The 18,455-nt window shown below is 56.1% G+C and carries 18 protein-coding genes; 11 read left to right on the forward strand and 7 right to left on the reverse strand.

Annotated features, from left to right (window positions below; genetic code table 11):
* Positions 1-26 precede the first annotated feature (26 nt).
* Positions 27-245, reverse strand: a complete 219-nt coding sequence (gene osmB / locus ACMHLI_RS06095) for an osmotically-inducible lipoprotein OsmB (protein ID WP_056780657.1) — start codon at positions 243-245, stop codon at positions 27-29.
* Positions 246-648: 403 nt separating this feature from the next.
* Here osmB and araD point away from each other — a divergent pair, with 403 nt between their 5' ends.
* On the forward strand, positions 649-1,344 hold the full coding sequence (araD, locus tag ACMHLI_RS06100; protein WP_413528664.1) for an L-ribulose-5-phosphate 4-epimerase: 696 nt from the start codon (positions 649-651) through the stop codon (positions 1,342-1,344).
* A 24-nt stretch (positions 1,345-1,368) separates the two neighbouring features.
* Here the strand turns inward: araD and ACMHLI_RS06105 are convergent, their stop codons facing one another.
* From ACMHLI_RS06105 to ACMHLI_RS06115, 3 genes are all read right to left on the reverse strand, one after another.
* Positions 1,369-2,112: a DNA-binding transcriptional regulator YciT gene (locus tag ACMHLI_RS06105; RefSeq protein ID WP_413528665.1), complete on the reverse strand. Its 744-nt coding sequence runs from the start codon at positions 2,110-2,112 to the stop codon at positions 1,369-1,371.
* Between the two features lie 61 nt (positions 2,113-2,173).
* The gene (locus tag ACMHLI_RS06110) at positions 2,174-4,606 is read right to left on the reverse strand and encodes a formate C-acetyltransferase/glycerol dehydratase family glycyl radical enzyme (protein WP_413528666.1); all 2,433 of its coding nucleotides are present in this window, start codon (positions 4,604-4,606) and stop codon (positions 2,174-2,176) included.
* Between the two features lie 5 nt (positions 4,607-4,611).
* The gene (locus ACMHLI_RS06115; protein ID WP_413528667.1) at positions 4,612-5,511 is read right to left on the reverse strand and encodes a glycyl-radical enzyme activating protein; all 900 of its coding nucleotides are present in this window, start codon (positions 5,509-5,511) and stop codon (positions 4,612-4,614) included.
* A 144-nt stretch (positions 5,512-5,655) separates the two neighbouring features.
* Between ACMHLI_RS06115 and fsa the strand changes: the two genes are divergently transcribed.
* A complete protein-coding gene (gene fsa / locus ACMHLI_RS06120) occupies positions 5,656-6,321 on the forward strand; it encodes a fructose-6-phosphate aldolase (RefSeq protein ID WP_413528668.1) in 666 nt (221 codons plus the stop codon).
* A gap of 267 nt (positions 6,322-6,588) precedes the next feature.
* Positions 6,589-7,587, forward strand: a complete 999-nt coding sequence (kdgT, locus tag ACMHLI_RS06125; protein WP_413528669.1) for a 2-keto-3-deoxygluconate transporter — start codon at positions 6,589-6,591, stop codon at positions 7,585-7,587.
* 45 nt (positions 7,588-7,632) lie between these two features.
* Here the strand turns inward: kdgT and lsrK are convergent, their stop codons facing one another.
* A complete protein-coding gene (gene lsrK, locus ACMHLI_RS06130; RefSeq protein WP_413529009.1) occupies positions 7,633-9,225 on the reverse strand; it encodes an autoinducer-2 kinase in 1,593 nt (530 codons plus the stop codon).
* Positions 9,226-9,295: 70 nt separating this feature from the next.
* Positions 9,296-10,282 carry a transcriptional regulator LsrR gene (gene lsrR / locus ACMHLI_RS06135; protein WP_413528670.1) on the reverse strand — a complete coding sequence of 329 codons (987 nt, stop codon included), beginning with the start codon at positions 10,280-10,282 and terminating at the stop codon, positions 9,296-9,298.
* Between the two features lie 231 nt (positions 10,283-10,513).
* On the opposite strand from lsrR, the gene lsrA reads away from it, so the two are divergent.
* The 8 genes from lsrA to ACMHLI_RS06175 all read left to right on the forward strand — a co-directional run bounded on the left by lsrA (position 10,514) and on the right by ACMHLI_RS06175 (position 17,583).
* Positions 10,514-12,067 (forward strand): autoinducer 2 ABC transporter ATP-binding protein LsrA, encoded by a 1,554-nt coding sequence (gene lsrA / locus ACMHLI_RS06140; protein ID WP_413528671.1) that lies wholly within the window; start codon positions 10,514-10,516, stop codon positions 12,065-12,067.
* Positions 12,061-13,137 (forward strand): autoinducer 2 ABC transporter permease LsrC, encoded by a 1,077-nt coding sequence (lsrC, locus tag ACMHLI_RS06145; protein ID WP_413528672.1) that lies wholly within the window; start codon positions 12,061-12,063, stop codon positions 13,135-13,137. The genes lsrA and lsrC overlap by 7 nt, the downstream gene beginning before the upstream one ends.
* Positions 13,137-14,159, forward strand: coding sequence for an autoinducer 2 ABC transporter permease LsrD (lsrD, locus tag ACMHLI_RS06150; protein ID WP_413528673.1), 1,023 nt, complete (start codon positions 13,137-13,139; stop codon positions 14,157-14,159). Before lsrC ends, lsrD begins: the two co-directional genes overlap by 1 nt.
* Before the next feature lie 13 nt (positions 14,160-14,172).
* A complete protein-coding gene (gene lsrB / locus ACMHLI_RS06155; RefSeq protein WP_413528674.1) occupies positions 14,173-15,189 on the forward strand; it encodes an autoinducer 2 ABC transporter substrate-binding protein LsrB in 1,017 nt (338 codons plus the stop codon).
* A gap of 31 nt (positions 15,190-15,220) precedes the next feature.
* Positions 15,221-16,096, forward strand: coding sequence for a 3-hydroxy-5-phosphonooxypentane-2,4-dione thiolase (gene lsrF / locus ACMHLI_RS06160; protein ID WP_413528675.1), 876 nt, complete (start codon positions 15,221-15,223; stop codon positions 16,094-16,096).
* Between the two features lie 3 nt (positions 16,097-16,099).
* Entirely contained in the window at positions 16,100-16,390 is a 291-nt protein-coding gene (lsrG, locus tag ACMHLI_RS06165; protein ID WP_413528676.1) for a (4S)-4-hydroxy-5-phosphonooxypentane-2,3-dione isomerase, read from the forward strand.
* A 293-nt stretch (positions 16,391-16,683) separates the two neighbouring features.
* Positions 16,684-16,980, forward strand: coding sequence for a hypothetical protein (locus tag ACMHLI_RS06170; RefSeq protein ID WP_413528677.1), 297 nt, complete (start codon positions 16,684-16,686; stop codon positions 16,978-16,980).
* Positions 16,981-16,989: 9 nt separating this feature from the next.
* Complete coding sequence (locus ACMHLI_RS06175) at positions 16,990-17,583, forward strand: hypothetical protein (protein ID WP_413528678.1); 594 nt, start codon at positions 16,990-16,992, stop codon at positions 17,581-17,583.
* Positions 17,584-17,586: 3 nt separating this feature from the next.
* On the opposite strand, the gene ACMHLI_RS06180 is transcribed toward ACMHLI_RS06175, so the two are convergent.
* Positions 17,587-18,432 (reverse strand): amino acid ABC transporter ATP-binding protein, encoded by an 846-nt coding sequence (locus ACMHLI_RS06180; RefSeq protein ID WP_413528679.1) that lies wholly within the window; start codon positions 18,430-18,432, stop codon positions 17,587-17,589.
* Between the last annotated feature and the right edge of the window lie 23 nt (positions 18,433-18,455).

An 18,455-nucleotide genomic window follows, 5' to 3' on the forward strand; every position in this document is an offset into this window, starting at 1 on the left:
TCTTTTCTGTTGAGTTTTTTTAATACTTATTTACTAACCTGATGACCCACAATACCACCAACTGCTGCGCCACCTAACGTGCCCAATGTACTGCCGTCAGTCAGAACCGCACCACCAAGTGCACCGGCACCGGCGCCAATGGCCGTGTTACGGTCACGTTTGGACCAGTTACCACAAGCGGTAACAGACATTGCTAAAGTCAGAACCAGTGCAATACTGGCAACACGTTTATTTACGAGCATCATAGTTATCTTCCTCAAAGGATTAACGTTCAGCATCATTCATAAGTATAGGTAACCTGCGGCGTTTTCACCGGATTTCACCTTGTGATCCTTCACGCGACTCACGAATTTCTCAGCTGCTCCGAACCTTTATTCATAATTTGTATCATCCGGACGCACTTTTGCATCCGTTGAATAAAAATAGTGAATTTACTATTCATTCACTAGGTGAATAATCTTAATTCACCAGCAGGCTGCGCCTGAGGAGCACAAAAGACTAAAAACCGGCCTCGTTCACACCACACTTCTGTGCGCACGGGCACTTTTGCGTTTGCAGCAGATCTTTACGCACTCTTTAGCCAATTCCCCCATACCTGCGATCTCCTGTCGCCCAGACAATAGGTCATCGACAGACGAGGGAACCATCATGCTAAAACAACTGAAAGAGCAGGTACTGGAGGCCAATCTGGCACTGCCTCGCCATAATCTGGTGACCTTTACCTGGGGAAACGTCAGTGCTGTAGACCGCCAGCAGGGGCTGATTGTTATCAAGCCATCCGGTGTGGAATACGAGCACATGGGCGTGGAAGATATGGTGGTGGTGGAGCTGGAAACCGGCAAAGTCGTTGAGGGCAGTAAAAAACCGTCTTCCGATACCGATACTCACCGCGTGCTTTATCTGAATTTCCCCGAAGCGGGCGGCATCGTGCATACGCATTCTCGCCACGCGACCATCTGGGCGCAGGCAGGCATTGATATTCCGGCGTGGGGCACGACGCATGCGGATTATTTCTACGGCAATATTCCCTGTACGCGACTGATGACTGAAGCAGAAATTGCCGGGCGTTACGAATGGGAAACCGGCGAAGTAATTGTTAACACTTTTGCTGAACGTCACCTGTCACCGGCCGATATTCCGGCGGTGCTGGTGCATTCTCATGGGCCGTTTACGTGGGGAAAAGATGCAGATAACGCGGTTCATAACGCCGTGGTGCTGGAAGAAATCGCCTATATGGGCATTTTCTCCCGTCAGTTAACGCCGCAGTTACCGGATATGCAGCCGCAGTTGCTGGATAAACACTATCTGCGCAAGCATGGGAAGAACGCCTACTACGGACAGTAAACCCCCGCAGGAACAGAGAAAGAGTCAGCCGACCAGGCTGACTTTAATGCCTGAGTCTGAAAGCGCCTGCTGATACTCTTCTGCTAACAACTCATCCGTAATCACACGACTGAATGCACTCACCGGCCCGAGGGGATTAAGGTTGATTTGGCCGAATTTCGAGGAGTCCGTCAGCACGATATTCTCTGCACCTTTCGCGACCACCGCATTGACGATATCTGCCCGCAGCATATCCCGGCCAGTGAATCCGGTAGAACCGGTAAACCCGTCGATGCCCATAAAGGCTTTGCTGAAGTTCATTTGTTGCAGACACATTTTGGTCAGTGGCCCGACCACCGTCTGGCTGGTCTTCTGGTACATCCCGCCGAGTAAGACCACATCGCAGGGCATACTTTTCAGTAATGACGCCACGTAGCTGCTGACGGTGATCACCGTCAGGTTCTTCTTATCAGAAAGATATTGTGCCAGCAGGGCAATGCTGCTGCCGCTTTCGAAAAATACCGTTTCGCCGTCATGGATAAGCGAGGCTGCGAATTTCGCCAGTTTTTGTTTCTGCGCGAAGTTCGACATCATGCGCGTATCCACATCGTCGGTCTGAATGGCAACGGCAAAACCGTGCGCACGGCGCAGATAATGACGCTGTTCCAGTTGAGTGAGATCGTGACGGATCGTCACTTCCGATACCTGACAAATTTCCGACAGCTCACTGACGCTGATCCGATGTTTATCGTTTACCCATTGGAGGATAAGTTGCTGTCTGTCGTTCATAATCGCCCGAAAATACGGGCGGCCGCAGCCGCCCCGGTAAAATTAAATTCTGATGCGAACATCAAAGTGTATGTTCAGTGCGCGCGATAATATCATCCTGAGCCTCAGGCGATAAAGCCGTAAAGAACGCGGAGTAACCGGCTACGCGCACCACCAGATCACGGTAGTTTTGCGGCTCTTTCCGCGCTTTGAGCAACGTCTCGCGGGAAACGATATTGTACTGAACGTGCCATCCGCGATGCTCCTCGAAGAATGTCCGCAGCATCAGCATCAGCGTCTGACGGTCAGTTTCGTTTTCCAGCGACGCCGGGTTCAGTTTTTGGTTCAGCAATACGCCCCCGAGGATCGCTTCGGTCGGCAATTTTCCCAGCGAGTTAAAGACCGCCGTCGGCCCCAGATGGTCGGTACCGGATGCCGGGCTGGCGCCTTCCGCCAGCGGAGTGTAGGCCTTTCTGCCATCCGGCGTCGCCGTTGTGCCTGCCCCAAAAGGCACGTTGGCAGAAATCGACGACGTGCCCGCATAATAGGTGCCGCCAATCGGGCCGCGTCCGAAACGGGTATTGTGATAATTGGCCAGCTCATCGATATAACACTGATAGGCACGCACCAGCAGTTGATCGACATCGTCATGATCGTTGCCGTATTTCTCCGCGCCGTTAATCAGACGCTGGCGCAGACGTTCTCCGTCCAGCCCCGCGTAATCAGACGCCAGCGCATCCGCCAGTTCCTTCTGACCCATTGCACCCTGGTCGAACACCAGTTTTTTGACCGCCGCCAGACTGTTGCCCAGATTAGCGATCCCGACCTGCAAACCTGACACCCAGTCGTACTTTGCGCCGCCTTGCTTGATGGTTTTGCCGCGCTCGATACAATCATCCACCAGCGCTGAACACAGAATATCCTGCGCGTTTTCCTCAAGCACCGTATCGACCACGCACTCAATTTCGATAGATTTTCGCGTGTAATAGCGGATTTGTTCATCCCACTGCGCGAAGACCTGTTCGAAATTCTCGAAATTATTCTGCGATAAACCACGCTGCTGCGGCAGGAAACAGGTTTGGCTTTTCGCATCCTGACCCTGTTCCAGCGCCGCCAGCATCACGCGGGCGAAGTTGATGAAACTCATGCCGGTGCAGCGGTAACCCCATTTGCCGCCAACGGCGGTTTCGATACAACCGATGGCGGCGTAATCGTACGCATCTTCTTTTTCGACGCCCAGTTTGATGAACTCAGGAATGACGATTTCATCGTTGTTGAAGGCCGGCATCCCGAAACCACAGCGGATCACCTGTACGCAGGCGTCGAGGAAATCGGCGCTCATTCCTGCGTGATAACGCACGCTCAGATTTGGTTGGGTAGAACGCAACTGCCCGCAGGATTCCAGCACCGCATAGGAGAGCGGATTCACCGCATCCGCAGCCACGCCGTGATGTAGCATCTGACCGCCGAGGGTAACGTTCTGATACAGCGGGCTGCCCGCCGAGGCTTTCGAGTGCGTCCCGGAGCGGATCTTGTTCACCTCCAGTAATTTTAGCCAACAGCTTTGCAGCAGTTCGATCGCCTGACTGCGCTCCAGCGTTTGCTCAAGCTCCACGTCGCGGCGGTAGAACGGATACAAATATTGGTCCATACGCCCGAAGGAAACGGAGTGGCCGTTGGACTCGATCTGCAACATCAGCTGGATGAAGTAGCACAGTTGTAACGCCTGCCAGAAATTCTTCGGCGGCTGGTGAGCGATGATGTCGCAGTTGGCGGCGATAGTCAGCAGTTCGGAACGACGGCTTTCTCGCGTTTCTGCCTCCGCCATCTCCCGCGCCAGCGCGGCAAAGCGTGTAACGTGTTCGCTTACCGCCGCCAGCGTGATATCGATGGCTTTCAGCAGTTGTTCTTTGTGCAAATCCTCCCAGTCAGTCAGGTTGATACGGCTGCGACGTTCATCGACTTTGTGGCGCAAACCGTCCAGCCCCAGATCCAGCAACAGCGGGAAATTCACTGCCAAATGGGCATCGCCGGAGGTCATATTGCCTTCCGCTTTGATGATGCCGCTCTCGAGGAGCGCTTTCTGTTCGTCGGTAAACATGCCGTAGCAGCGGTCCTGAACGGTCTGGCCACGCCACCAAGGACAAATATCATGCAGAATTTTTTTATTGGTTTCGCTGACCGCAAAACCCGCGCCCGGACGATCGGCCAGCGCATCGATTTCACTCTCGATCCAGCCCACGGTGTATTCAGGAAAAATCGGCGCAGCGCGCACTTCGCTGGCCTGATTACCGACAATCAGCTCGTCGTGTTTGATCCAGATAGTGCGTTGTCGCAGATGTTCAGCCAGCGCCAGGGCGCGGCGTACCGCCAGTGGTTTATCGGCATGTTGTTGATAAATCTGCGTGTAATGCTGTGCGCGTTCGGTACACACCGGCGGTTTGACGATGTGGATCAGCGCCTCTTTGTGCGCGCGGATGCGGTTGGCAAGGGTGTTCAGATTCAGCTGGGTCATTATTTTTATCCTCTTAACTGTACACAAAGCCCTTTTCCGGCGGCGTATTCTTCGGCGAACGTCAGCAGGTCGGGGTCATTTAACGGCTGGCGCGGGGCCAGATAGGGTTGTCCGAGCAGGACATATTTGTTGATGCCAAAGGTGTGATAAGGCAAAAAGTGAATCGCATCGCAGCCGGTTTGGTCAGCGGCGAAATCGACAATCTGGCGGATGGACGCCCGGTCGGCATTGAAATCAGGGATCAGCGGAACCCGGACAATCAGCTTCTGCCCGGCAGCAGCCAGGCGGCGGAAGTTATCCAGCACCCGTTTTGCCGACCCCCCGGTCAGGCGTTTAAACGGCTCGTCGGCGACGTGTTTCAAATCCGCCAGCAGCAAATCCAGCGCACCGAGTGAAGGCTCTATGTAGTTCCACGGCACATGCAGGCAGCTTTCCACCGCCGTGTGCAAACCTTCCTGACGACAGCGCTGCAGCAGCGTCAGTGCCGTTTGCGGTTGCATAAAGGGCTCACCGCCGGAAAGCGTTACACCACCGCCGGTGCGCTGATAAAACGGCTTGTCGCGCAGGATTTGCTGCATCAGGGCATCGATATCGGTTTCAACACCGCACGCGCTCAGCGCACCGGCCGGGCAAATCTGTTCCAGCTGGCATAAATCACTGACTGAAAAGTTTTCACGATGGATATCAATGCCACCGTCTGCCACCGTGACAGCGTGGGGAAACGCCTGCGCACAGTGCTGGCAACCGGTGCTGCAAAGGCGGGAATCGAACAGCACATCGGGTGCGGCCGAGCGGCTTTCGGGGTTCTGGCACCACGAACAGCTTAGCGAACAGCCTTTGAGAAACACCACCGTGCGGATCCCCGGACCATCATGGGTGGAATAACGCTGCACGTTGAAAATCATACCGACACTCCCGTTGATGATTTCTTCATTCACAATCTATGCACTTTCATTCGAAAGTCATTTGACAACGATCAACAAACCCTGTGCTTGCTGGCGTACAATCTCCGAACTTTGCATTCGCTCACAGGTTTCAGGGAGAGAGTTATGGAGTTGTATCTCGATACTGCCGATGTCATTGCGGTAAAACGTCTTTCACGCATTTTGCCGTTGCAGGGTGTGACCACCAATCCGAGCATCGTGGCGAAAGAGGGGAAATCGCTGTGGGATGTGTTGCCTGCGCTGCGTGATGCGCTGGGCGGCACCGGAAAATTATTTGCTCAGGTGATGGCATCAGACGCCGAACAGATGGTTGCCGAAGCGCTGCTGTTGTCGCAGCGAGTTTCTGGTCTGGTGGTAAAAATTCCGGTCACCAGCGAAGGTCTGGCGGCGATTAAAAAGCTGAAAGGCATGAATATTCCGACGCTCGGTACTGCCGTTTACGGGGCAGGTCAGGGCTTGCTGTCGGCGCTGGCCGGTGCGGAATATGTTGCGCCTTATGTGAACCGTCTGGATGCGCAGGGCGGCGACGGCATCGCAATGGTGAAAGAATTACAGACGCTGCTCAGCCTGCACGCCCCGCAGTCAAAAGTGCTGGCAGCGAGTTTCAGAACGCCACGTCAGGCGATGGATTGTCTGCTGGCGGGCTGTCAGTCGATCACCTTGCCGGTGGATGTTGCCGAACAGCTGCTAAATACGCCCGCCGTGCAGTCTGCGGTAGAAAAGTTCGACGCCGACTGGCGTCAGGCATTCGGCACGACCACGCTCAGCTGATCTTTCTTCGTGTTTCCTTCAAATACCCCCCGCACAGGCGACTGTTGCGGGTTTTTTTGTTTCTGTGGGTTAAGGATTTTCGTACTAATAATCCTAAAATGTGATTTCGCGCTGAAATTAATTATTGACGAGATAAATTAATAAAACCCACGATCTAAAAAATAGAAACATCGTTTCATTTTATGATTGGCGTCACTTTTATAAGCCTGGAGAATAGATAACGTAACGGCATTCAGTAATACGTTACTTTTACATCAGGTGGAAAATATGCACATTAAACGAGCGATAGAAAAAATCCCCGGCGGAATGATGTTAGTTCCTCTCTTCATTGGTGCGCTGTGCCATACCTTTGCACCTGACTCCGGTAAATATTTCGGCTCCTTCACTAACGGCCTGATCACCGGCACCGTGCCGATTCTGGCGGTATGGTTTTTCTGCATGGGTGCGTCGATAAAACTGAGCGCCACCGGGACGGTGCTGCGTAAGTCCGGCACGCTGGTGGTGACCAAAATTGCCGTGGCGTGGATTGTGGCGGCGGTGGCATCGCGCTTCATGCCGGAAAACGGCGTCGAGTTCGGCTTCTTCGCCGGGCTCTCCGTTCTGGCGCTGGTCGCGTCGATGGACATGACCAACGGCGGCTTGTACGCCTCGGTGATGCAGCAATACGGCACCAAAGAAGAGGCGGGTGCTTTCGTGCTGATGTCTCTGGAATCCGGCCCGCTGATGACCATGATCATCCTCGGCACCGCCGGTATTGCCTCTTTCGAACCGCACGTTTTCGTCGGCGCGGTGCTGCCATTTCTGATCGGCTTTGGCTTAGGTAATCTGGATCCTGAACTGCGTGAATTCTTCAGCAAAGCGGTACAAACGCTGATCCCGTTCTTCGCTTTTGCACTCGGTAACACCATCAATCTGACGGTTATCGCACAAACCGGCCTGCTGGGTGTACTGCTGGGCGTTTCCGTGATTATCCTGACCGGTATTCCGTTAATTCTGGCCGATAAATTTATCGGCGGCGGTGACGGTACGGCGGGTATTGCGGCTTCAAGCTCTGCCGGCGCAGCGGTCGCCACTCCGGTACTGATCGCCGAGATGGTGCCACAGTTTAAAGCGGTGGCTCCGGCAGCGACGGCACTGGTCGCCACCTCGGTTATCGTCACCTCGATATTGGTCCCGATACTGACTGCGATGTGGTCACGGAGAGTGAAAAACAAGGCGATTAAAGGGAAGGTCGCGATGGACCCGCCGATGGCGAGTGTCAAATAACGCCAGATAGGGTTTTGGCTTCTCCCCTCCGCAGGGGAGGAGCTGTCACAACCCCGGTGCTTTCCACATCGACGTCGTCAGATGCCTGTCTACTAATCCCAGCTGGTCAGCGTACACCGCCTGCCAGTTCGCCTTCTGCGCAAGATAAAGTTCATGGTTTGCCGCCACCGGCTGATACTCCCGTTCCCAGCGCACCAGTGCTTCACCCGTTTCGGCGAGGGACGAATACACGCCCGCCGCCACTCCCGCCGCAATCGCGCAGCCTAACGCCGTGGCCTCTTTCACGACCGGTACGTTGACCGGCACGCCGGTGACGTCACTTAAAATCTGACACCACAACTTGCCTTTCGAACCCCCGCCGGAGAACACCAGCGATTTGGCGCGAACGCCGGAGAAGCTGGCGATCATGTCCAGATTGCAAGCCGAGACGATGGCGGCGTTTTCTTCCAGCGCGCGAAACAGCGTCGGTTTGTTGCATTTTTCAGGGTCGATGGAGAGATTGATGAACGACGGGGCAGCGTGATACCAGTTTTTGAAATGCATTGCGTCGGAGAACACCGGCGTCACGCCCCAGGAACCGACCGGTACGCGCGCGGCCATGTCTTCCAGCAGGCTGTAAGTATCGACGCCAAGACGCTGGGCGAGGGTTTTCTCTTCGGTGCAGAACGCATCGCGGAACCAGCGCATGGTCAGGCCGGTGAAGAAACTGATGGATTCCGCCTGCGCTATACCGGGGATGACGTGAGGATTGACGCGGATATTCATTTCAGGGTCAGTGATCGGCGCAGGCAGATTGACGATTTGTTGCCAGAACGTACCGCCAAGCACTGCCGTCTGACCGGGACGCACCAGCCCGAGTCCAAGCGTGCCAAGCTGAGCGTCGCCGCCGCCCATGCCGACCGGCGTTCCGGCTTTCAGCCCGCAGCCTTCCGCCGCGCTGGCGGTCACGTATCCCAGGCGTGTACCGGTTTCTGCTACCGGAGAAAGCATGTCGGCGCGCAGACCGGCCATGTCCAGCAGCTCCGGCCGCCAGTTGCGCGTGGCGAGATCCAGCATGCCGGTGGTACCCGCGTTGGAAGGATCCACCGCCAGCTCGCCGCTGAGCTTATAGGCCAGCCAATCACTGATCATCGTAACCGTCGCCGCCTGGCGGTAAATGTCCGGGCGATGGTGCGCCAGCCACAGCAGGCGCGGCATAGCGCTCAGCGCCAGCGTCTGCCCGGAGCATTCATACACTTCGCGCTCAAACTGAAAATCGTGGATTTCTTTCAGCTCCGAGACTTCGCGGCTGGCGCGCGCATCGACGTTAGCGCAGGCCCAGATCGGTTCACCAGATTTGTCATACAACACGATGCCTTCGCGCATGGAACAGGCGGCTACGGCGCGGATGGCGGAGGCGGGGAGATGCGCTTCGTGCAGCGCCTGGCGAATGCACTGACAGGCCAGCTGCCAGTTCTTTTGCAGATCGAATTCCATCGAGCCGGGCACATCCGGCACGGCCAGATGGATCCACTCGGCCTGCCCGGCGGCGATTTGCTCACCTTCGAGATTGAAAATCACCGCGCGGACGCTGCCGGTGCCGGCGTCCAGCGCCATTAAATAGCTACGATCGTCGTCAGAGTTCAGGGTTGAGGTCATCGCCAGTTTCTCTCGTGCCGGTTTATCGGGCACCTGTTACCTGACCGCCACACCCCATAAACCCTGCGGGTCAGCCGAGCAGCGCCAGCATGGCTCTTGCTGTGCTCTCTTCAGTAACCAGTGCGTTAATGCGTTTACCTTTGAGCGCCGCGACAATCGCCTCGGCTTTTTCGACGCCGCCCGCGACGCCAAGTACGGTCGGGATACTGGCCAGTTCGTCGGGGGCGACGGCGATCAGCTCATCGTGGATCGCCATGTTTTCCGCCAGCTCGCCATTGCGCTGCATGAAGAATCCGAGAATGTCGCCGACTGCGCCTTTACGGCCAAATAACAGTTGTTCACCTTCGCTGATGTAACCGGAACGTAAAATCGTCGCTTCCTGTTTCTGATTCAGCGAGCCGATGCCGACCACGGCGATATCGGCGGCGCAGGCCGCGAGCATCACGTCGTGGACATTACGCTCTTGTCGAAAAATCGCCGCGACGCTGGCCGAAGAAGCACGCAACGGTGCCGGAATAATGCTCACACCACAGGCCGCGTCGAGCTGGCCGATGCCGGTCATGTAAGGTCCGACGCCGCCGGATAGCGTGACCATACGGATCTGCTGCGATGAGATGAAACCGCTCAGATGTTGCAGCGTACTCATCGCCGTTTCACCAAAACCTACCGCCAGCAGCTGTTCAGGTTTGAGCAACGTCATCAGCATATGCGCCGCGCCGACGCCCAGACGTGCACTCAGCGAACCGTCGGCCAGCTGCGGCAACACGCGGATCTGCTGCAAACTAAAGCGCTCCAGCAGAGTGTTTTCCAGCGACAAACAACCCTCGAAGCGCGAGTTGATTTGCACACGGATCACGCCCGACTGTCGGCCCTTCTCCAGCAGGCGCGACACTTTCAGCCGCGTCAGCCCGAGCCGTTCACCAATCTCATTCTGGGTCAGGCCGTCGTGGTAATAGAACCACGCGGTGCGCGCCAGCAGTTCCTCTTCACCCATGCTGAATTCCAGATGGTTAGTCAAATCGGACAGGTTCGTTTTCTTGCCGTTTTCAGAAGCCATAGTGAACACTTATCAAAATGTAGATCAATTGTTCGTTAACAAAATGTTGTTAACTGTGATGTGTATGGCAAATCCTGAATGATTGCCGCATGAATCATATCGCAGAGTATATGAGTTGAACAAACTGTGATCGATGCAAAAGTTTTCCTGCTCAACGCAGACTAGGTTTATGAACATTGTTAAACAACAAATACATTTGTTCATTTAATGTATCCGCTCTGAGGGTGATGTATGCAGCAGCCAGAACACGTCCTTGCCTCATCCACGGTGCTGCTGCAGGTCAGCGGCGTTAGCAAAAGCTTTTCCGGCGTGGCGGTGCTGAAAGATATCGGTTTCAGTCTGCGCGCCGGTGAAGTTCACGCGCTGCTGGGTGGGAACGGGGCGGGGAAATCGACGCTGATGAAAATCATTGCCGGAGTCGAAACCGCTGACTGCGGCGAAATGCAGCTTGGCGGCGCGCCGCTGCTGGCGCTGACCCCGGCCAAAGCGCATCAGGCAGGCATCTATCTGGTGCCGCAGGAACCGATGCTGTTTCCGAGCCTGACGGTGCGAGAAAACATTTTGTTCCGCTTACCCGCCCGTCAGGCCAGCGAGAAAAAATTACTCGAAACGTTGAGCGGGTTGGGCTGCAATCTGCCACTCGGCGCACTGGCCGGAACGCTGGAAGTGGCGGATCAGCAGCTGGTGGAAATCCTGCGCGGGCTGATGCGCGACGCACGTTTGCTGATCCTCGATGAACCGACCGCCTCGCTCACGCCCGCCGAATCCGCCCGCCTGTTCACGCAGGTTCGCCATCTCACCGCAAAAGGCGTCGGCGTGGTGTTTATCTCCCACAAACTACCTGAAATCCGCGCGATTGCCGACCGGGTCAGCGTGATGCGCGACGGCAAAATTGCCCTCACCGGCACGCTGGCTGAACTTGATAATGACGCGCTAATCCGCGCTATCACGCCGCAAACGCAGGACGTGGCGTTGCCCGCTGAACAAAAGCTGTGGCTGGATTTACCCGGCACGCGGCGCAATGCCAAAGGCCGGGAACCGGTCTTGCAGGTAGAAAATCTTACCGGCGAAGGCTTTATCGATATTTCATTTAGCGCCGGCGCCGGGGAAATCGTCGGGCTGGCAGGCGTGGTCGGGGCAGGGCGAACCGAGCTGGCAGAAACCCTGTACGGCCTGCGCGAAGCAAAAAGCGGTCAGGTGCGGCTGATGCAGCACGACATCAGCGGGCTGAACACGTTGCAGCGGCTGCAAAAGGGGTTGGTGTATCTGCCGGAGGACCGTCAGGCGTCCGGCCTGTATCTCGATGCGCCGCTGAGCTGGAACACCACCTCGCTGACCTTTAACCGTCAGAGTTGGTGGCTGAACATCAAACGCGAAGCGGCGGTACTCGAACGTTATCACCGCGCACTGGGGATCAAGTACCGCGACGGTTCACAAACCGCCCGCACGCTGTCCGGCGGCAATCAGCAAAAGCTGCTGATCGCGAAATGTCTGGAAGCGCAGCCTGTGGTGCTGATCGTCGATGAGCCGACGCGCGGCGTGGACGTCTCCGCCCGCGCCGACATCTATCAGCTGCTGCGCAACGTTGTTGAACAGAATGTCGCGGTGATCCTGATTTCTTCGGATCTGGATGAAATCGAGGCGCTGGCCGATCGCGTATTCGTCATGCATCAGGGCGAAATGAGTGGCGAATTGCAAGGCAGCGAAATAAACGTCAACAACATCATGCACATCGCGTTTGGTAACCATCCCCAGACCGCTGCCACCGGAGGATCCTCATGCTGAAGCGGATACAAAACAACCGTGAACTGACCGCGCTGATGGCGATTATCGCGCTGTTTGCGTTGCTCGGCATCATGGACCGGCAGTCGTTCAGCTTCCAGACGCTGAGCATGATTTTTGGCAGCGCGCAGATCCTGATGCTGCTGGCAATGGGCGCGACGCTGGTGATGCTGACCCGCAATATTGACGTATCGGTCGGGTCGATCACGGGTTTGTGCGCTGTCACGCTGGGCGTGTTGCTCAACGACGGTATGAATCTGGCGCTGGCCTGCGTCATCACGTTGGGAACCGGGCTGCTGGCAGGATTGTTCAACGGCGTACTGGTCGCATGGCTGCGCATTCCGGCGATAGTCGCGACGCTCGGCACGCTCGGGCTGTATCGCGGGCTGATGCTGCTGATGACCGGCGGCAAATGGATTGAGGGCTTACCGGCGGGGCTGAAATCGCTGTCCGAACCGGTATTTCTCAGCGTATCGGCGCTCGGCTGGGGAATTATCGTACTGCTGGGCGCGATGTTCTGGATGCTCAGCCGCACTGCGTTTGGCCGCAGTTTTTACGCGGTCGGCGATAACTTACAGGGCGCGCGGCAGCTCGGCGTGGCGGTTAACCGCGTGCGTATTCTGGCGTTCGGTATCAACGGCATGATGGCGGCGATCGCCGGTATCGTCTTTGCCTCGCAAATTGGTTTTGTCCCCAATCAGACCGGCAGCGGGCTGGAAATGAAAGCCATCGCCGCCTGCGTACTGGGCGGGATCAGTCTGCTCGGCGGCACCGGTTCGATTCTCGGTGCGGTGCTCGGTGCGTATTTCCTCACCCAGATCGACAGCGTGCTGGTGCTGCTCCGGCTGCCTGCCTGGTGGAATGATTTTATTGCCGGACTGGTGTTGCTGGCGGTGCTGGTGTTCGACGGCAGACTGCGCCAGGCGTTACAAAAAAATCTGCGCCGCCAGAAATACGCCCGCTTCCTCTCTGCCAGCCAGCCCGAACAGAAAAAGCCTGCTGAGCGTAAACCTGGTCAGCAAAAACATCTCACACGCCGTTTAAGCACCGGCAAAAAAGGCGGGGTAGCGTGATGAAAATCCTTCAACAGTATGGCTGGGAAGCGGCGCTGCTGGCGCTGCTGATACTGGAAATTCTGCTGTTCGGCTTCGCGAATCCGCGAATGCTTGATGCCAATACGCTACTTTTCAGCACCAGTGACTTCATCACCATCGGCATTGTGGCGCTGCCGCTGACGCTGGTGATTGTCAGCGGCGGGATCGACATTTCCTTCGGCTCAACCATCGGCCTGTGCGCCATCGCGCTCGGTGTCTTGTGTCAGGCCGGTGTGCCGTTGGCGCTGGCGCTCGTTCTCACTCTGATGCTCGGCGCAGCCTGCGGTTTACTCAACGCGGCGCTGATCCTCTATACCGGCGTCAATCCGCTGGTGATAACGCTCGGCACACTGTACCTGTTCGGCGGCAGCGCCTTGTTGCTCTCCGGGCTGGCGGGCGCGACCGGCTTTGAAGGCATCGGTAATTTCCCGGATGTCTTCACCAATTTTGCCAATCAGGTGGTGCTCGGCCTGCCGATGCCTCTGCTGATTTTCCTCGCCGCCACGCTGTTTTTCTGGCTGCTGATGCACCGCAGTCGCACCGGGCGCAACGTGTTTCTCATCGGCCAGAATGCCCGCGTGGCACGCTACGGTGCGCTGCCGGTCAGCCGGACGGTGTTTGCGCTGTACGGCATGACCGGGCTGGCATCGGCGGTAGCCGCCATTCTGATGACATCTTATTTCGGCTCGGCGCGTTCCGATCTCGGCAATGCGCTGCTGATGCCGGCCATCACCGCCGTGGTGCTCGGTGGCGCAAACATTTACGGCGGTTCGGGTTCTATTCTCGGGACGGCGCTGGCGACGCTGCTGATCGGCTATTTGCAACAGGGGTTGCAGATGGTCGGCGTCTCAAGTCAGGTCTCCAGCGCGCTGTCCGGTGCGTTGCTGATCGTGGTGGTGATTGGCCGTTCCGCCAGCCTCAACCGGGGTCTTATCCGCAGTGTTTTCCAGCGTTACCGCCAGCGCTGGTCTGCGTCTTCTCCTTCTTTATTATCCAAATGAACCGGGGTGCAAGATGAAAACCAAAATGCTGAAAACCATGCTGATCGCCAGTGCCGTCAGCCTCGCCTGCCTGAGTGCGCAGGCAGCTGAACGCATCGCATTTATTCCAAAACTGGTCGGCGTCGGGTACTTCACCAGCGGCGGCAACGGGGCGACGGCGGCGGGGAAAGCGCTGGGCGTGGATGTCACCTATGACGGCCCGACCGAACCGAGCGTGTCCGGTCAGGTGCAGATGATCAATAACTTCGTCAATCAGGGGTACAACGCGATTGTCGTTGCTGCCGTTTCACCTGACGGGCTGTGTCCGGCGCTGAAACGCGCCATGCAGCGCGGCGTGAAAGTGCTGACCTGGGATTCCGACACCAAGCCCGAGTGCCGCTCGATTTACATCAATCAGGGCACGCCGCAGCAGTTGGGCTCAATGCTGGTAGACATGACCTCCAGTCAGGTGAAAAAAGAGAAAGCCAAAGTGGCGTTCTTCTATTCGAGCCCGACGGTGACCGATCAGAACCAGTGGGTGAAAGAGGCGAAAGCTAAAATCGCCAAAGAGCATCCGGGCTGGGAAGTTGTCACCACGCAGTACGGCTATAACGACGCCACCAAATCCCTGCAAACCGCCGAAGGGATCCTGAAATCCTATGGCGATCTGGATGCGATTATCGCGCCGGACGCCAACGCCTTACCGGCTGCGGCGCAGGCGGCGGAAAACCTCAAACGTAAAGACGTGACCATCGTCGGCTTCAGCACGCCAAACGTCATGCGACCTTACGTCGAGCGCGGCACGGTCAAACAGTTCGGCCTGTGGGACGTGGTTAGTCAGGGCAAAATTTCGGTGTACGTCGCCGATAAGCTGCTGAAGAAAGGTGACCTGAACGTGGGGGACAAACTGGATGTGCCGGACGTCGGGACGGTAGAAGTGGTGCCCAACAGCGTGCAGGGCTACCAGTATGAGGCCAAAGGCAACGGCATCGTTCTGCTGCCGGAACGCGTGGTCTTCACCAAAGACAACATCGGTAAATACGATTTCTGACGATAACGGTTTTCGATAAAGGAGACACAGCATGGCAGATTTGGACGATATCAGAGATGGCAAAAACTTCGGCATCGGCACGCCGCAGGAGAACCGGGCATTTTTCCTCAAGGGCAGCGGCCAGCTGGACTGGGGGATGCAATCGCGTCTGGCGCGGATTTTCAATCCTGACTCCGGCCGCACGGTAATGCTGGCCTTCGATCACGGTTATTTTCAGGGACCGACCACCGGTCTTGAGCGCATCGACATCAATATTGCGCCGCTGTTTGCACACACCGACGTGCTGATGTGTACCCGTGGCGTGCTGCGCAGCGTGGTGCCTGCTGCGGTGAATAAACCCGTAGTGATGCGTGCGTCGGGGGGAAATTCGATCCTGACTGAGCTCTCCAATGAAACCGTGGCGGTCGCCATTGAAGACGCGCTGCGCCTGAACGTCGCGGCGATGGCGGCGCAGGTGTATATCGGCAGTGAATACGAACATCAGTCGATCAAAAATATCATCCAGCTGGTCGATCAGGGGATGCGCTACGGCATGCCGACCATGGCGGTGACCGGCGTCGGCAAAGATATGGCACGCGATCAGCGATATTTCTCGCTGGCTACACGCATCGCCGCCGAAATGGGCGCAAACATCATCAAAACGTATTTTGTGGATGAAGGTTTCGAACGTATCGCCGCCGGTTGTCCGGTACCGATTGTGATCGCCGGAGGCAAAAAGCTGCCGGAGCGCGAGGCGCTGGAGATGTGCTTTAAAGCGCTCGATCAGGGCGCATCGGGCGTCGATATGGGACGCAACATCTTCCAGTCAGAGTCGCCGGTGGCGATGCTCCATGCGGTTAAAGCCGTGGTGCATGAAAACGCCAGCGTGGCGCATGCCTATGAACTGTTCCTGAGCGAGAAGGGGTAAACCATGGAAGTGACGCTGGTTGAAATTAATGTCCAGCCGGACAAAATCGCCGATTTTCTGCAAGTGTTTCATGCCAATCATCTGGGCGCGGTAAAGGAACCGGGAAATCTGCGGTTCGATGTATTGCAGGACTCAGAGATGGCGACGCGTTTCTTCATCTACGAGGCCTATGTGGATGAAGCCGCGGTGCTGGCGCATAAAAAAACGCCGCACTATCTGGCATGCGTTGCGGCGTTAGAAGGGATTATGTCTCAGGGGAGGAAGAAAACGGTGTTTAAAGGGATATATCCGTAAGCAGGGAGTAAACCTTCGGTACTCTGCGATAACCCAAGCACCATTAACGCCATCGTAATGCAAGGTGCCCGGCTGACAGACCGGGTGCCTGTTCAACCTCATGCAACGTCCTTCTTCCGTTACATTCTTATTTCCGTGCCATCTTCCAGTTAATTGATAAATATATTATTTATCATTCATTTCTACACGAGTGCTCGTATTCTGTGCGCATATTTTCATCCTCAGTCTTTTCAGATGTGAGGCCAAAATGATCAGTTGATAACGTACGACAACTGGCGTACATTGGAGGGCGTGTGGGGTTTAAAGATATTAAGCGCAGGGTCATTGAGTGTTTACGGGCGGGGAATATTGAGATTGCTGTCCGGCACGATGTGGACCTTAAGAATTTATTAAGTACCGGTGATGTGTCTGTGCCAGAGGTCATCAATGTGATTATGCGCGCAGGTGGGGCCGATCACCGGATGAGCCCTCATCATTATGACAGCAGTGTTGATGTACACATTATTACAGTGACCTGCGCAGGCTTACATTGGTATATCAAATGGTATTTCGATGAACCGGCCAGCGTATTTATCAGCGTTCATCATTAAAGGGAAATTATGAAAATCTACAAAGTGGGTGATGAGAAACGGGCGGCTTGCGAGGTGTGTCAGTCTTTTCAGACGGTTAGCTTCCAGCTGCGCGATGTGCCTTTCAGCGACGGCAGCGGGCTGGTGAAGAACGTGGTAGTGGGGGTTTGTAAGACCTGCGACAGCGTGGCGTTGCTGCCGTACCAGTCGGTTCCTGCGGTGAAGAAGCAGCTGGAAACACAGCGTAAGGCCGTGGAAAGCCGCGTGCCTGCGCATATGATCGATATCCTCAATCTGGCAAGCGCCAAACTGGGTGCGACGCCGGAGTTCATCCCGCTGCTGATGAAATATTATATCCATATGCTGGCGACCCATCCGGTGGCCGCAGTGCAACTGGTACAGCTTCTCACTTCTGAGCTGGCAACCGGTCTGGCGAATAAACGTCTCTCGCTGAAAGGGCGCGAAATCCACCATGATATTAACGAGCTGAAATCCCTTTCTCAGATTTCCAGCACCACGGAACTGCTCAAGGGCGTGGTGCTGGCCATCAACAACGATGTCCTCATCAACCCCGACAAACAGCGTATCGCGCACCTGAAAAGCCTCGTTGCGACGGTGGCGTAAGGCTTACAACACTTTCTCTAAAAACGCCTTCGTCCTCGCATGTACTGGCCGGTCGAGAACCTGTGCAGCGTTGCCGCTTTCAACGACGCGCCCGTCAACCATAAAGACCACCTGATCCGCCACCTGCCGTGCGAAGCCTATCTCATGCGTGACCACTACCAGCGTCACGCCGGACTCTGCCAGTTTTTTGATAACGTCCAGCACCTCACCAACCAGTTCAGGATCCAGCGCCGAGGTCGGCTCATCAAACAGCATCACTTTCGGGTTGAGCGCCAGCGCGCGGGCGATAGCGATGCGTTGCTGCTGACCGCCGGAAAGATGGCGCGGCCAGGCATGCGCTTTTTCGCGCAGGCCAACGGTATCGAGCAGTTCATAGGCACGGACGATGGCCTGTTTGCGGCTAAGATAACCGTGAACCACCGGCGCTTCGATGATGTTGTCCAGCACGGTCATGTGCGGGAACAGATTGAAATTCTGGAACACGTAGCCGACGTGCGTGCGCTGTTTGAGGATGGCCCTTTCTTTCAGCTCATACAGCGTGTCGCCTTTACGCCGGTAACCGATGTAATCGCCGTCGATCTGGATAAACCCTTCATCCACACGTTCAAGATGATTAATGGTGCGCAGCAGGGTCGATTTACCGGAGCCGGACGGGCCGAGGATCACCGTCACTGTGCCAGGCTCAATGTTCAGGCTGACGTTATCCAGCGCTTTGTGCGCGCCGTAATATTTGCTGAGATTATTGATCTCGATGCGCCCGACGGTGGTGGTATGAGATTTATGGGGGAACAGCTGCTTAACAGGAGTTTCCGCCGGGCGGTTAACGAACAGATCAAAGGCTTCGGACATGATGATTCTCCAGAAAGTAAGCC

The organism is Rahnella inusitata (genome assembly GCF_965118895.1).
GTDB lineage: Bacteria > Pseudomonadota > Gammaproteobacteria > Enterobacterales > Enterobacteriaceae > Rahnella > Rahnella inusitata_A.